This window comes from Terrabacter sp. C0L_2, from assembly GCF_036352015.1.
GTDB lineage: Bacteria > Actinomycetota > Actinomycetes > Actinomycetales > Dermatophilaceae > Terrabacter > Terrabacter tumescens.
Genome location: NZ_CP143557.1, coordinates 3763656 through 3777755, shown reverse-complemented (window position 1 = coordinate 3777755; position 14100 = coordinate 3763656). Strand labels below are relative to the sequence as shown.

The window sequence follows — 14100 nt, the reverse complement described above, 5'->3', positions numbered from 1 at the left end:
GGGGGTCAGCCTAGGCAAACCGGTGGGTGATGTCGCATCTGTCCGCGTGTCGCGGACCCCGCTCCCGCAGCGGTGCGGTGCGTAGGGTGGCGCCATGGCCCAGCGACACATCGTCTTCCGCCCGGCGACCCGGCCCGGCGACGTGGCACAGCAGCTCACCGCACGCTTCGAGGCGGTGCGCCAGGAGTTCGAGGTGCCGGACGAGTTCCCGCCCGAGGTGCTGGCCGAGGCGGCCGCTGCCGCGGGCGCGGCGAGCCTTCCCGAGCAGGACGAGACCGACGTCCCGTTCATCACCATCGACCCGCCGAGCTCGATGGACCTCGACCAGGCCATGTCGATCGAACGGCAGGGTGAGGGCTACCGGGTGCGCTACGCCATCGCCGACGTGCCCGCCTTCGTGCGCGCCGGCGGCGCCGTCGACACCGAGGCCCGCCGCCGCGGCCAGACCGTCTACTGCCCCGACGAGCGCATCCAGCTGCACCCCACGGCCCTGAGCGAGGGCGCCGCGAGCCTGCTCCCGGACCAGGTCCGGCCGGCCTTCGTCTGGGACATCACGCTGGCCGCCGACGGCGAGGGCACCGCGGTCGAGGTCCACCGGGCCATGGTGCGCAGCGTCCGGCGCTACGACTACGAGCAGGTGCAGAAGGAGGTCGACGCCGGCACCGCCGAGGAGTGCCTCGTGCTGCTCAAGGAGGTCGGCGAGAAGCGGGTGCTGCTCGAGCGCAAGCGCGGCGGCGCCTCCCTGCCCATGCCGGAGCAGGAGGTCGAGGAGGACGAGCAGGGCGGCTTCCGCATCTCGTTCCGGCCGATGCTCGCCGCCGAGGACTGGAACGCGCAGATCTCGCTGCTGACAGGGATGGGCGCGGCCCAGCTCATGCTCGACGGGAAGGTCGGCATCCTGCGCACCATGCCGCCGCCCGACCCGCGCGACCTGGCGCGCTTCCGCCGGCAGGCGGCCGCGGCCGGGGTGCCATGGCCCGACGGGCTCGCCTACGGCGAGTTCCTCCGCACGCTCGACCGCACCGACCCGCGTCACCTCGCGCTCATCCACGAGGCGACCTCGCTCTTCCGCGGCGCGGGCTACACCCCGTTCGACGGGACGGTCCCCGACCAGCCGCTCCACGCTGCCGTGGCCAACCCGTACGCGCACGTCACGGCGCCGCTGCGACGACTCGTCGACCGCTTCGGTCTCGTCGTGTGCGAGGCCCTGTCGGCCGGCCGAGACGTGCCTGCTTGGGTGCGCGAGGCGCTGCCGACGCTGCCCGAGATCATGTCGACCTCGGACCGCCGCACCAACGGTGTAGAGCGTGCCTGCACCGACGCCGTCGAGGCGGCCGAGCTGCACCCGCACGTCGGCGGGACGCTCGATGCCGTGGTCGTCGACGAGAACGAGAAGGGCGTCGTGGTCCAGCTCATCGAGCTGGCCGTGGTCGCCAAGGCCGCCGGCAAGGCCAAGGCGGGCGAGACCGTCACGGTGCGCGTCGACGCCGCCGAGGTGTCGACGGGCACCATCACGCTGACCATCGTCTGAGGTCGTCCGCCCGCGCGTCGTGGGCGGACGGCACCGAGGGCGTATGCCGTCACGCGTCTCCTGGGCGGCCGCTCGGTCCGTGTCGGGCTGGGTCGTGCGCCGGCGCGGTGGCCGTCAGGTGCCGTCCGGTGGCGTCAGGGGCTGGTCGGTGTGGACGCGGGGGTGCTCGCGCCGTCGGCCGGCGTGGTCGCGCCTGGAGCCGGGGGAGTGGCGTCCCCGGTCGGGGTGGCCGGGGCGGTCGGCGTGCCGGTCGCACCAGCCGCACCGGTCGCGGCAGGGGTGCTCGCCCCACCGGTGGAGCCGGTGGTCGCGGCGCCGGACGGGGTGGCGGACGGGGTGCCTGTCGACTGAGTGGCCGGTGCCGAGGGCTCGGCCACGGTGCCCACCGAGCTTGAGGCGCCGGCCTGGGCCCGACCGGCGCTAGAGCTCGCGGGGGAGTCGACGACGGCGCCGGCCGACGTGCGACCGCCGAGGTTCGTGCCGGTCACCTGGGCACCGGTGGTCAGCTGCACGCCCGTGAGGAAGGCCGCGGCGATGGCGAAGACCGCCGCCGTCGTGGCGAGGACCCGGCGCGTCGTCGTGCGGTCGGGACGGCGCCACCAGCTCTCGCGCACGACCTCCACCTGGACGGCGTTGACGCCATCGACGCCCTTGACGCGCTCAAGGCTGTCGACGCCGCCGGCCCCGCGGCGGGAGCGCACGAGCACGACGGCATCCTTCGCCCGGGCCATGGAGTTCGTGTAGAGGCTCGCTGCGATGGCGGAGATGACACTGAGGACCGCGGCGCCGGCGATCGTGCCCACGACGCCGAGGCGCGAGCCGAGCGCCGCCGCCGTGGCAGCAGCCATCGAGCCGCCGAGCAGCTGGGTGAGGGAGAGGTCGAGCAGCTTCGCTCTGGGTCGTGCCGAGGGCTCCGGGTCCGAGGCGGTGTCTCGTCCATCCACGGGTCGAACGTCGGGTCGCGTGTCGGGCAGGTCGTCGGTCAGCTGTCGGGTCATGTTCCTGAGGGGTCTGTCGCGGTCGTCTTCTCCCATGCACGACGAACGGGAGCCGCGGATCGTTGACGCCTCGGCGCCGGTGTGACCCGGCTCACGTGCCTCCTGCCGGGCGGTGGGCCGGAGCAGCCGATGCGGAGGTTCGGGCCCAGCGATGACAGACTCGGGGGCGATCACTGGAGGACCATGGACGCCATCGCACTGCCCGACCGCGAGATCGCGGACCGCCGAGAAGCCGGCGGCGCGGGCCACGAGACAGGAGCGGTCGCCCACGAGGCGGCGCGCCGTCGCACCTTCGCCGTCATCTCACACCCCGATGCCGGCAAGTCGACCCTGACCGAGGCGCTCGCGCTGCACGCGCGCGCCATCGGCGAGGCCGGGGCCGTGCACGGCAAGGGCAACCGCCGCGGCGTCGTCTCGGACTGGATGGAGATGGAGAAGGACCGAGGCATCTCGATCACCTCCGCCGTGCTGCAGTTCGCCTACGACGGCACCGTCGTCAACCTGCTCGACACCCCCGGCCACGCCGACTTCTCCGAGGACACCTACCGGGTGCTCGCGGCGGTCGACGCGGCCGTCATGCTCGTCGACGCGGCCAAGGGCATCGAGCCCCAGACGTTCAAGCTCTTCGAGGTGTGCCGTGCCCGCGGCGTGCCGGTCATCACCGTCGTCAACAAGTGGGACCGCCCGGGTCTCGACGCGCTCGCGATCATGGACGAGCTGACGACGCGGATCGACCTGCACCCGATGCCGCTGACCTGGCCGGTCGGTGTCGCCGGCAACTTCCACGGCGTGCTCGACTGCGCGACGGGCGAGTTCGTGCAGTTCACCCGCACGCCGGGCGGCGCGACCGAGGCGATCACGACCCGCATGAGTGCACACGAGGCGGAGCAGCTGCTCGGCTCGACGTGGACCGACGCGGTCGAGGAGTACGACCTGTTGCGGTCCTCCGGCCACGACTACGACCACGAGCTGTTCCTCTCCGGCGCGGCGTCGCCGGTGCTCTTCGGGTCGGCAGTGCTCAACTTCGGCGTGCGCCAGCTGCTCGACACCCTCGTGGCGCTCGCGCCCGCCCCCGGAGCACGTCCTGACCGCGCCGGCTCGCCCCGCGACGTCTCGGCGCCGTTCTCCGGCTTCGTCTTCAAGATCCAGGCGGGCATGGACCGCGCCCACCGTGACCGGCTCGCCTTCGTCCGGGTCGTCTCGGGACGCTTCAGCCGGGGCATGGTCGTCACGCACGCCGACACCGGCCGCCCCTTCACGACGAAGTACGCGCAGAGCGTGTTCGGCCGGGACCGGTCCACCGTCGAGGAGGCGTTCCCCGGCGACGTCATCGGCCTCGTCAACGCCAACGCCCTCCGGGTCGGTGACACGCTCTACGCCGACGAGAAGGTGGCGTTCCCGCGCATCCCGCTCTTCGCCCCCGAGCACTTCACCGTCGCTCGCGCCGCCGTCACCGGCAAGCAGAAGCAGTTCCGGCGCGGCATCGAGCAGCTGGGCGAGGAGGGTGTCGTGCAGGTGCTGCACTCCGACCGTCGCGGCGCGCAGGCACCGGTGCTCGCGGCCGTCGGGCCGATGCAGTTCGACGTCGCGCAGCACCGGATGGAGCACGAGTTCGGCTCGGCGATCCGCCTCGAGCCCTTGGGCTACTCGATCGCCCGCGCCGTGGCCGCGGAGGCGATCCCGATCGTCAACAGCAGGGCGGGTGCCGAGGTGCTGACGCGCGAGGACGGTCTCGACGTCGCGGTCTTCGCCGACAAGTGGCGCCTGGCCTCGGTCGAGCGCGACGTGCCGGCCGGCTCCTTCACGCCGATCTTCGGCTGACCCTCGTGAGCCGGCGCTTCGAGGAGATCGACTGGCAGCAGACGCCGCTGGGGGAGATCAGCCTTCGGCGCCGGCTCGAGCCGGCGCTGCTCGTCGACGTCTACGAGGTCAAGCTCGGCGAGGAGTTCCTCATGTCGAGCCTCTTCACCGTCGCCGAAGAGGAGCTGGCCCGGCTGGGGCTGGCTGCGGTCGCGGGAGAGGGCCTCGACGTCGTCGTCGGTGGCCTCGGTCTCGGCTACACCGCCGTCACGGCGCTCGAGGACCAGCGGGTGCGCACCGTCACCGTCGTCGAGGCGCTCGGCCCGGTCATTTCGTGGCACGAGCGGCAGCTGCTCCCGGACACCGCTGCCCTGACGCTCGACCCGCGCACCACGCTGCTCGAGGGCGACTTCTTCGCCCTCGCCCGCGCGGGCGGAGGGTTCGGCGCCGCGCCCGAGCTGCTCCACGCCGTGCTGCTCGACATCGACCACACGCCCCACCACGTGCTGCACCCGAGCCACGCCGACCTCTACACACGCGAGGGGCTCGAAGGGCTGGCCGCGCGCCTGCACCCCGGCGGCGTCTTCGCGCTCTGGTCCGACGACCCTCCCGAGGACTCCTTCACCGCGCTGCTCGCCGAGGTCTTCGCGACCGCCGCGGCCCACGACGTGACCTTCGCCAACCCCCTGACCGGCGGCACGTCCTCGAACACCGTCTACGTCGCCACGACCGCGCCCTCCGCCGCGTAGGGCGGCGTCCCCGTCCCGGCCGGAGCGTGGACGAACGTCCCGGCTCTCGGCGGCACACGGCATACGCGATCGGTGTTCACCGTTCGGACACGACCGAAGTGCTCCGCGGAGCACGGTGACGTCCTACGGTGGGACGAGGGAACGGCTCGTCCGGAGGAGGTCACGTGAGCGTCTCGGTGTCGAGTGCCGGTCCGGTGACCACGGCCCGGCTGTCGGGGGAGATCGACACGTACTCCGTGCCGGACGTCCGTGCCGCGTTCGAGCGGCTGCAGGTCGTGTCGGGGGGAACGGTCGTCGTCGACCTGCGCGAGGTCACCTTCCTCGACTCGTCGGGGCTGGGAGCGATCATCGCGCTCTACCACCGAGCCGACGCGAGCGAGGCGCGGCTGCGCCTCGTCTGCGGCGACGTGACGCTGCGCCTCGTCCAGCTCATGCACCTCGACCAGGTCATGGACGTCGTCGGCGAGCCGTCCGACGCACCCACCGACCCGCAGGCGTCGTCCCCTGCCTGAAGATCTTCGACGTCGACCGAGGTCGTCAGGACGCGAGGCTGAGGTGCACGCGCACGCGCGTCCGCGTGGGCTGCGTCTCGATGGTGAGCCGGTCGGCGAGTCGTTGGGCGATGAGCAGCCCCCGGCCGCTGGTCGCCTCACCGTCGACGGCGCGCAGCTGCGGCACCGATCCCGTGCCGTCCTCGTCCTCGACCGTGAAGACGATCGAGTCGGCGGTCTCGTCGATGCGCAGGACCCCGTGGCCGCCGCCGTGGACGATGCTGTTGACGGCCACCTCGTGCACGGCGAGCACCGCGTTGTCGGCGCGGTCCGGGAGGCGCTCGACGACGATGGTGCGCACCACCTCACGCACGCGACGCAGGTCGTCCGGGCCGAACTCGACACGGCCGAGCTCCCGCTCTGAGGCGACCGACGGACCTGTCACCTCTGCATGCTCCCACTTCTGCGTCATCCGTGGGCGATCTGGCGCTCCGACTGTCAGGATGACCCCATGAACGCGCCGTGGCAGACCCCGGAGGCGAGCCGCTCCGCGGTCTCGCCCCGGCTCGCCGCCTTGGCACGCCTGGCCGCTGAGGTCTCCGCGTCCGCGACCCTCGAACAGCTCACCGAGACGATCACCGAGCAGGCCTCGAAGCTGATGGGCGCATCGCGCGCGGTCTTCGCCGTGCGAGAGGGGCCTGATCGGCTGCGCAGCATCGCCACGCACGGTCTCACCGAGTCCGAGGCCCGGCACTGGGCCGACCTTTCCCTCGACGTGAGCTCCCCACCCACGGACGCCGTGCGCACCGGACAGGTCGTGACGGTGACGAGCCGTGCCGACCTGCTGGAGAAGTACCCCGACCTGGACGACGGCACCGAGCGGTCGTCGGTGACCCTGCCCCTCATCTCCCGCAGCGACGGCTCAGCGCTCGGCGCACTCGGCTTCCGCTTCGAGGGGAAGGTCGGGCCGGTCGACCCCGACCTGCTGTGGGTGCTCGGGGTGCTCAGCGACGTGTGCGCCCAGACGATGCTGCGGCTGCGCGCCGAGGCCGAGAGCGCTGCCCGGGCTGCGCAGTTCGAGTTCCTCGCGGACGCCTCCGAGGCGCTCTCGACCACGCTCGACTACCGGGAGACGCTGCGGCAGGTGGCCTCCCTCGCGGTGCCCACGCACGCCGACTGGTGCTCGGTCCAGCTGGTCGACGACGGGGTCCTGCGCACGCTCGCCGTCGCCCACGTCGACCCGGACAAGGTGCAGCTCGCCAGAGAGCTGGAGACGCGCTGGCCGGCGGACCCGGACCGCCCCGGCAGCGCTGCGCAGGTCGCCAGGACCGGCCGGAGCCTGCTCATCGAGAGCATCACCGACGAGATGCTCGTCGCCATGGCACGAGACGAGGAGCACCTCCGTGTCGCTCGCGAGCTCGGGCTGCGCAGCGCCATGGTGGTGCCGCTCCGAGCCAACGAGCGGGTGCTCGGCGTGCTGACCTTCGTGGCCGCGGAGTCCGGCCGCCGCTACACGCCGAAGGACGTCACCTTCGCCGAGGACCTCGCCCGGCGCGCCGGCCTCGCCATCGACAACGCCGACCTCTACTCCCAGACCCGGCGCGTCGCCTCCGTGCTCCAGGCCACCTTGTTGCCCCAGGACCTCCCGGAGCTGCCGGGATGGCAGCTCGGCACCGTCTACCGCCAGTCGGGTCGCACCGACGTCGGCGGCGACTACTACGACGTCAGCGGCCGCGACGACGGCAGGGTCATCGCCGTCCTCGGCGACGTCATGGGTCGCGGCGTCGACGCGGCCGTGTCCGGGTCGCTCATGCGCGCCGCGGCGCGCGTGCTCTCGACCCAGGACCCCGAGCCCGAAGCCCTGGCCGCGGCCATGGACCGCTTCATGGCCATCGACCCGCCGACGCAGATGGCCTCCTGCGTCTACGCGCTCTTCGACCCGGCGGAGGACTCCGTCTCCCTCGTCGTCGCCGGTCACCCGCCGCCACTGCTCGTGCAAGGCGGCCGCACCCGTTTCATGACCGAGGACGGATCTCCGGTCCACGGTCTCGGACCGGTGCCGCGAGGAGCCGTGCACAGCAGCTTCGGGGTCGGCGACCTGCTGCTGCTCTACACCGACGGCCTCGTCGAGCGCCGCGGCGAGGGCATCGACATCGGGCTCAAGCGGCTGCAGTCCGCCGCCGAGGAGCTGCTCGTCGGCGTCGACGACGACACGGACCTCGACGAGGTCCTCGAGGCGCTTGCCGAAGCCGTCTCCGACCCCGAGCGCCAGGACGACGTCGCCGTCCTCGCGTTCCGCCGCTCCGTCTGAGTCGTCGTTCTCGTCCCCGCCCCGCGGGGAGCCGGCCGGGGCGCGGCGCAGCGGACGGCATACGCCCTCTATGCTGGTGCGCGGATGAGTCGGCCAGACGGTCGCGTCAGGGCCTCGGCCCTGCCGAGGAACGTCCGGGCTCCACAGGGCAGGGTGGTGGCCAACAGCCACCCGGGGTGACCCGCGGGACAGTGCCACAGAGAACAGACCGCCGGCCGCTTCGGCAGCCGGTAAGGGTGAAACGGTGGTGTAAGAGACCACCAGCGCGCCAGGTGACTGGAGCGGCTCGGTAAACCCCACCCGGAGCAAGTCCAGACAGCGTGTGCACGACGCCCTCGGGCGTCGAGGAGACCGGCCCGGTCGAGCGCGCGGGTAGGACGCTAGAGCCGGCCAGCAATGGTCGGCCCAGATGGATGGCCGTCGCCGTGCCACCGGTAACGGGGGCGCGGAACAGAACCCGGCGTATCGGCCGACTCATCCACTTTCAGGCCTCTGACCTGCGACGATGTGTTTCGGCACCGCCGTTAGTCCGCAAATAGTCCGCAAATTTCGGAGGACTCCGTCGACGGCGGCTTGCCTGCGAGCAAGGCCAGTGGTGCCCCGGCTCGTGAAAGGCGGATGGCGGGGACGCCGGCCTGCTTGAGGTCGCGGTTCCACTCGGTCCAGAACGCCGAACGTCGCAGGGGAGTGCCGACGTTGTCGGTGAAGACGAGTGTGGTCGTGGGGTAGGCGCGCAGATGCAACCGTCCTCAGTACGGCAACGTGGCCGCAGGGAGGGCTTTGAGTCGTCGTACCGAAGCGCACCCCAGGAGATCCAGCGGATGCTCGGCGTATGCGAGCTCTCCCCGACGCGGCGACGATCCTGTCCCAGCTCAGCCCCGGTTGGGCCGGTGCCGATGCCGAGATCACCGACCTGGTCTACCGGGCCGTTGTGGCCGCGCGGCACCACACCGGGGGCGCGGGCTTCAGTGAAGACGGGTGCTCTGCCGACCCGGCTATCGCCGAGCTGATCATCTCGAGCGTGAGTCGGGCGCTGCTCAACCCTGAGCTGTCGTTGGTCGGTGACGCAGCGGCCTTCACGCTGCGGCCCGGAAGCTTCGCGGACTGGAGCTATGCCGAGTACGCAGTCCTCGAGCAGTATCGCGCGGGAAGGCCCCACGCGTAGCGCTGCACCGCGAGTGCGAGTCGAACGGGCGGGCGGCAGCGACGTATGCCCCGAGAGGTGCCCGGGAGGCATGTCGATCAGCTCGGGGCCGGCCCCAGGATCAAGGAGACCCGGGGAAGCCCTGCTTGTCGAGCCAGGCAAGACAATGGTCGGCGACCTCCCGCCACCCGTGGTCGATGGTGAGCGAGTGGCCGCGGTCCTCGAACTCGGTCAGGTCGGTCACGGCGTGCGAGTGCCGGTACTGCTTGAGGGTGGCCTTGCTGATCGCCTCGGGCACGGTGTGGTCCTGGCCGCCCATGACCAGCAGCAGCGGGCCCCGCTCCTCGTTGTCGGTGCGCACCCCGGCCGGGGAGTGGTGGGAGAAGTTCGCGGACGCTGCCTCGAAGAGAGGACGCCCGGGCGCCGGGATGGTCCACCTCTCGAAGAGCCGGTCGGACTCCTCCTCGCTGAGGGCGTTGCCGAAGGAGTAGCGGAACTGCTCCGCCGTGAGCGACACCGCGTTCTCCCGGTTCCCGGGGTTGCGGAACACCGGCAGCGTGGATCGCAGCGACGACAGGGGAAGCGGCAGGACGCCCTTGATCTGGGCGGCGTCGATGGCGACCGCCGCCAGGGCACGGTCCATGCCGAGGAGCTTCTCGGCGATCATGCCGCCGAACGAGTGGCCCACGAGGATCGGGCGGGAGGGAAGGCGCTCGATCACCTCGGTGTAGCGCTCGACGACGTCGTCGATGCCGACTCCGGCGATGAGCGAGGTGTGTCGGCGCGCCTCCTCGACGGTCGCCGGGATCCCGGGCCACCCGGGAGCGAGGGGCGCGTAGCCGCGCTCGGTGAACAGGTCCACCCAGGGCTGCCAGGAGGTGGCGTGCAGCCAGAGGCCGTGGATGAAGACGACCGGGGTCCTGGCCTCAGCGTCGGTGTCGGGTTGCGGAGTGGGGAGCGCGGGCATGGCGTGGCCTCGTCGACGGTCGGGCGGCGCTGCGGCGTGGGACACGACCGGCGGAGCCGGTCCGCGGGCTGCGGACCAACCGAACCTAGGCTCGTGCGGGTCGCCGCGGCTTGAGTCGGACGACTGCACCCGCACGGCGGCACGCGGCTCCCGCAGCAGTTCTCGCCCGCGATTCGAGTCGATCGACGGAAGCCGGCCCGTCGCCGGGGACGTTGGCGTCGCTCATCCTCATCAGCGATGCTGTGCGCGCTCGCCCTGACCTGGCCGTGCTGGTCGCCGCCCGGGTGCTCCAGGGGGTCGGGCGGTGCGCTGCTGACTCCCGCCTTCCTCGCGATCCTCGAGAGCTCCTTCCGGAACGGCGACCGGGCCCCGGCCATCGGGAGCTGGACCGGCCTTGGCGCCGGCCAGCGTGACCACCAGCGCGCTCTCGGCTGTCCCCGCGCGGCACGCGGGGCTCGCCTCCGGCGTCGACAACGCCACGACCCGGTCGGCGTCGCTGCTGGCGATCGCCGCCGTCCCCGTCGTGGCGGGACTGGACGCGGCGGTCTTGGACGACCGTCCTGCCTTCGATGCCGCCTACGGGCTGGCGCTGCTGGTCTGCGCCGCGCTCGTCGCCGCCGCACTGGCCGCCGTGACCGTGACCAAGCCGGTGTGCCCCGACGAGCGCCTCGTCCCGGGGGCAGCCACCGAGCCCGACGGCATACGCGACCGGGAGGGAGATGCAGTCGTGTGACTCAAGCCCGACCCTCCCGACCCTTCGTACCGTGCGGTGAGCGGACCAGCCCGGCCGCCACGGCGAAGGAGAGACCCCATGCACCAGAGCGCGACGAACATCGGCAAGCTGCAGCCGCAGCTCTACCAGGCCACGATCACCATGAGCGACCAGGCCGGCACGGCCGCGATCGACAGTGGTCTGGCGCCCGGCTTCGTCGAGGTGCTGCGCATCCGCGTCTCCCAGCTGAACGGCTGCGGCTTCTGCCTGCGCATGCACACCCACGACGCCCTCGACAAGGGAGAGAGCCCGGAACGGATCGCCGTGCTCCCCGCGTGGCGCGAGACGGAGTACTTCGACGACGTGGAACGCGACGCCCTGGCGCTCGCCGAGCGCGTCACCCGGATCAGCAGCTCGCCGCACGACGAGCAGGACGATCCGGTGATCGCGTTGTCACCGGCGCAGGCGGCGGCCGTCGCCTGGGTCGCCATCGTCATCAACGCCTTCAACCGCATCGCCATCACGAGCCACTACCGGATCGCACCTCAGGGCTGAGTCCTGTTGACTCTCAGAGCTCTTGGCGTTCCTGGAGGTACGCGTGCAGCTGCGTGCGCGAGGTGATGCCGAGCTTGGGGAAGATCCGGTAGAGGTGCGAGGCGACGGTCCGGTGCGACAGGTAGAGCTGCTGTCCGATGTCGCGGTTGGACAGTCCCGCCGCCGCGAGCTGTGCGATCTGCCACTCCTGCGGAGACAAGTCCGCCCGCGGCACCTCGGCGGTCAGCGCCTCCTTGGCGCCGCCCGCCCGCAGCTCCCGCGCCGCCCGGCGCGCCCAGCCCTGGGCATGCAGCGCCTCGAAGGTGTAGAAGGCCGACTGCAGATGAGTTCTCGACGCCGTGACCTGTCGGTGCCTCCGGAGCCAGCTGCCGCGGGCCAAGTCCAGCCGGGCGCGGTACCAGGGCGAGGCCGTCGCGCCGAGGTCGTACGCGTCCGCGAACCGAGCGGCCGCCTCCTCCTCCGGCGCGAGCAGGGCGTGGGCGTAGCTGACGGCCCGGATGACGCCGGGGGAGCGCGCGCCGCCGATCTCCTCCTCGAGAGACGCGAGTATGCCGCGTGCGTCGTCGGTCTCCCCGCATCCCACGGCCGCCTCGGCGAGATAGTCCACCGCCCAGGCCCGCTGGGTGCGGTGGAAGGCCGCGTCGGTGCGGTCGGTCATCCGACGCAGGTGCGCATACGCCTCGGCCGGGCGCTCGCGACCCAGCTCGGCGAAGCCGCGCGAGAGCAGGACGCCGTTGAGCAGGGCACCGTTGCCGGTGAGGACGGCGATGCGCTCGGCTTCCTTGAGCACCGAGTGAGCCGCCTCGGACTCTCCGCGCAGCGCCGCCAGGTTGGCCTGCCCCAGGATGGCGCAGGCCAGCCAGACCGGCTGCTGGGTCTCCTCGGCCAGGCGCCGTGCCTCGTCCGCGGCCACACGCGTGATGTCCCAGCGGCCGGTGTACATCGCCGCGAAGCTCTGGAAGACGAGCACCTGGGCGAGGGAGCCGAGCCGGCCCTGGCGCCGCAGCTCGATGAGGGCCGGGCTGCAGAAGGTCAGCACCCGGTCGAAGTCCGCCGTGACGAAGGCGGCCCGAGCGAGACTGCCGAGCTGCAGCGCGGTGACCGTGTCCCGTTCGGCCCACCGGGCGACGGACGTGAGCACCTCGCCGTGGCGGTCGAAGTCGCCGGCGACGGAGACGGTGGCGAGATAGCGCGGGTCACCGGCCTCGAGCGGCAGGCTGGCGGCGGTGTCGACCAGGGCGGACCGCACGTCCAGCCCCGGCTCGCCCCACCAGCACCTCGTGGCTGCGCCGTGCAGCAGGTGGATCGCCAGGTCCGGCTCGCCGCGGTCGCGTGCCGACGCGGCGGAGGCGATGAGTCGCCTCACCCCGTCGGCGTCACCGGGAGTGCCGTCGTCGAAGGCACCCTCGAGCCACAGCAGGCGCGCCCGCTCGGCGGCCCCGAGCCCGGGAACCTGCGCCTGCTGCATGAGCCGGCGCACCGTCATGGGGCGGCCGAGCTCGAAGGCCACCTCGGCCGCTCGCAGGAGTCGCTGGGCCCGCCGGTCCTCACGGGACAGCTCCGCGGCTCTCTCGAGCCACTGCACCGTGGTCCCCGGCGCCCCGCGCGTCAGCGCCCGAAGCGCGGCGGCCTCCAGCGCCTGGGCCAGTGCCTCGTCGGGCTGCAGCGACGCACACGCCCGATGCCACACGGACCGGTCCGGGTCGGCGGCCGTCACACGTGCCAGCGCTTCGTGCGCGGAGGCGCGCTCCGTGACCGGGGTCGCCTGCCAGACGGCGGAGCGCACGAGCGGATGCCGGAAGCCAACCAGCGTGCCGTCGCTCGTGACGAGCCCGGCCCTGACCGCTGGTGTGATGTCGCTGTGCAGCAGCTCGCGTCCTGCGCTGAGGGCCAAGGCTGCAGCCGCCTCCGAGAGCAGGTTGCTGTCGTTGACCGACAGGATGGCGAGCAGGGTCCGAGTGACTGGACCGAGGTCGTCCAGGCGTGCGGCGAAGCTCATCTCGAGGCGGCTGGTGAGAGGTGCCCGGTCATGGGTCCAGTCGACGTCCAGGCCACCGGCACCGCGCAGGGCGCGCGGAAGCTCCAGAAGCGCCAGTGGGTTTCCGTCCGCCTGGCGCAGCACGGCCTGCTCGACGCCGCGCGGCAAGCGCCGCTCGTTGAGGTGCACGAGGCGTCGTGACTGTTCCAGGTCCAGCGTGCGCAGGGTCCGCAGGACGATGCCGGTGTCGGGGACCGACGCCGCCAGCTCGATGGCCGCGTCCGGCCGGGTCGCCAGCAGCAGCGCGACCCGCTCCGCAGCCAGCCGGCGTGCGATGAAGGCGATGACGTCGCGGCTCGGCTGGTCCACCGTGTGGGCGTCGTCGACGACGAGCACCAACGGGCGGGGCGTCGCCGCCTCCACCACGAGCTCCAGGGCGGCGAGCGCGACGAAGAAGGGCTCCACGGGCTGGGTCGACGGCTCGAGACCGAACGCCTGGGACAGAGACGTCCGGTGCACCGGCGACAGGGCGCGGCCGTGATCGAGGATCGGGTGAACGAGGTCGAACAGCACGGCGAAGGGCAGGTGCCGTTCCGACTCGGACCCGTGGCCGTGCAGCACGTGCAGGCCCCGGCCCTGAGCCGCGGCGAAGCCGGCCTGCAGCAGGGCCGTCTTGCCGATCCCGGGTTCGCCGACGAAGATCAGGGCCCCGCCTCCCGGGCGGCGGCCTTCGTGCCCGGGACCCTCGGCAGCCATGTCGTCGTCCGGCGCGACGAGGCGGTCCAGGAGCTCGGTGACCGCGCCGAGGTCGTCGTCGCGCCCGATCAGCGTCGTGGTGGGTGTTCCCTCCACAGGTGTCACCGC

12 protein-coding genes and 1 other RNA gene are annotated in these 14100 nt (G+C 72.4%); 9 read left to right on the top strand and 4 right to left on the bottom strand.

The features are described from left to right. The first annotated feature begins 94 nt into the window (after window positions 1–94). Window positions 95–1531 (top strand): RNB domain-containing ribonuclease, encoded by a 1437-nt coding sequence (locus U5C87_RS17415; RefSeq protein ID WP_330473757.1) that lies wholly within the window; start codon window positions 95–97, stop codon window positions 1529–1531. A 134-nt stretch (window positions 1532–1665) separates the two neighbouring features. Here the strand turns inward: U5C87_RS17415 and U5C87_RS17410 are convergent, their stop codons facing one another. Further along, window positions 1666–2475, bottom strand: a complete 810-nt coding sequence (locus U5C87_RS17410; protein ID WP_330473756.1) for a hypothetical protein — start codon at window positions 2473–2475, stop codon at window positions 1666–1668. 237 nt (window positions 2476–2712) lie between these two features. On the opposite strand from U5C87_RS17410, the gene U5C87_RS17405 reads away from it, so the two are divergent. The 3 genes from U5C87_RS17405 to U5C87_RS17395 all read left to right on the top strand — a co-directional run bounded on the left by U5C87_RS17405 (window position 2713) and on the right by U5C87_RS17395 (window position 5590). Continuing rightward, entirely contained in the window at window positions 2713–4350 is a 1638-nt protein-coding gene (locus tag U5C87_RS17405; protein WP_330473755.1) for a peptide chain release factor 3, read from the top strand. Between the two features lie 5 nt (window positions 4351–4355). After that, entirely contained in the window at window positions 4356–5078 is a 723-nt protein-coding gene (locus tag U5C87_RS17400; protein WP_330473754.1) for a spermidine synthase, read from the top strand. Window positions 5079–5242: 164 nt separating this feature from the next. Further along, entirely contained in the window at window positions 5243–5590 is a 348-nt protein-coding gene (locus U5C87_RS17395; protein WP_330473753.1) for an STAS domain-containing protein, read from the top strand. A gap of 25 nt (window positions 5591–5615) precedes the next feature. On the opposite strand, the gene U5C87_RS17390 is transcribed toward U5C87_RS17395, so the two are convergent. Beyond that, window positions 5616–6014 (bottom strand): ATP-binding protein, encoded by a 399-nt coding sequence (locus U5C87_RS17390; RefSeq protein ID WP_330473752.1) that lies wholly within the window; start codon window positions 6012–6014, stop codon window positions 5616–5618. A 66-nt stretch (window positions 6015–6080) separates the two neighbouring features. Between U5C87_RS17390 and U5C87_RS17385 the strand changes: the two genes are divergently transcribed. From U5C87_RS17385 to U5C87_RS17375, 3 genes are all read left to right on the top strand, one after another. Continuing rightward, window positions 6081–7880, top strand: a complete 1800-nt coding sequence (locus tag U5C87_RS17385) for a PP2C family protein-serine/threonine phosphatase (protein ID WP_330473751.1) — start codon at window positions 6081–6083, stop codon at window positions 7878–7880. A gap of 85 nt (window positions 7881–7965) precedes the next feature. Next, window positions 7966–8361, top strand: an RNA gene (gene rnpB / locus U5C87_RS17380) — RNase P RNA component class A. Between the two features lie 351 nt (window positions 8362–8712). Next, window positions 8713–9045: a hypothetical protein gene (locus U5C87_RS17375; RefSeq protein WP_330473750.1), complete on the top strand. Its 333-nt coding sequence runs from the start codon at window positions 8713–8715 to the stop codon at window positions 9043–9045. A 100-nt stretch (window positions 9046–9145) separates the two neighbouring features. Here U5C87_RS17375 and U5C87_RS17370 read toward each other — a convergent pair whose 3' ends face one another. Continuing rightward, window positions 9146–9991 carry an alpha/beta hydrolase gene (locus U5C87_RS17370; protein WP_330473749.1) on the bottom strand — a complete coding sequence of 282 codons (846 nt, stop codon included), beginning with the start codon at window positions 9989–9991 and terminating at the stop codon, window positions 9146–9148. A 409-nt stretch (window positions 9992–10400) separates the two neighbouring features. Between U5C87_RS17370 and U5C87_RS17365 the strand changes: the two genes are divergently transcribed. Together U5C87_RS17365 and U5C87_RS17360 are read left to right on the top strand one after the other, a co-directional pair. Continuing rightward, window positions 10401–10724, top strand: coding sequence for a hypothetical protein (locus tag U5C87_RS17365; RefSeq protein WP_330473748.1), 324 nt, complete (start codon window positions 10401–10403; stop codon window positions 10722–10724). A gap of 78 nt (window positions 10725–10802) precedes the next feature. Then, window positions 10803–11258, top strand: a complete 456-nt coding sequence (locus U5C87_RS17360) for a carboxymuconolactone decarboxylase family protein (RefSeq protein WP_330473747.1) — start codon at window positions 10803–10805, stop codon at window positions 11256–11258. A gap of 13 nt (window positions 11259–11271) precedes the next feature. On the opposite strand, the gene U5C87_RS17355 is transcribed toward U5C87_RS17360, so the two are convergent. Continuing rightward, window positions 11272–14088, bottom strand: a complete 2817-nt coding sequence (locus tag U5C87_RS17355; protein WP_330473746.1) for an ATP-binding protein — start codon at window positions 14086–14088, stop codon at window positions 11272–11274. Window positions 14089–14100 lie beyond the last annotated feature (12 nt).

Bases quoted from the DNA above. Each gene is read 5' to 3' on its own strand.
- U5C87_RS17385 (WP_330473751.1), top strand. From the start codon at position 6,081: ATGAACGCGCCGTGGCAGACCCCGGAGGCGAGCCGCTCCGCGGTCTCG.
- U5C87_RS17405 (WP_330473755.1), top strand. From the start codon at position 2,713: ATGGACGCCATCGCACTGCCCGACCGCGAGATCGCGGACCGCCGAGAA.
- U5C87_RS17415 (WP_330473757.1), top strand. From the start codon at position 95: ATGGCCCAGCGACACATCGTCTTCCGCCCGGCGACCCGGCCCGGCGAC.
- U5C87_RS17360 (WP_330473747.1), top strand. From the start codon at position 10,803: ATGCACCAGAGCGCGACGAACATCGGCAAGCTGCAGCCGCAGCTCTAC.
- U5C87_RS17375 (WP_330473750.1), top strand. From the start codon at position 8,713: ATGCGAGCTCTCCCCGACGCGGCGACGATCCTGTCCCAGCTCAGCCCC.
- U5C87_RS17370 (WP_330473749.1), bottom strand. From the start codon at position 9,991: ATGCCCGCGCTCCCCACTCCGCAACCCGACACCGACGCTGAGGCCAGG.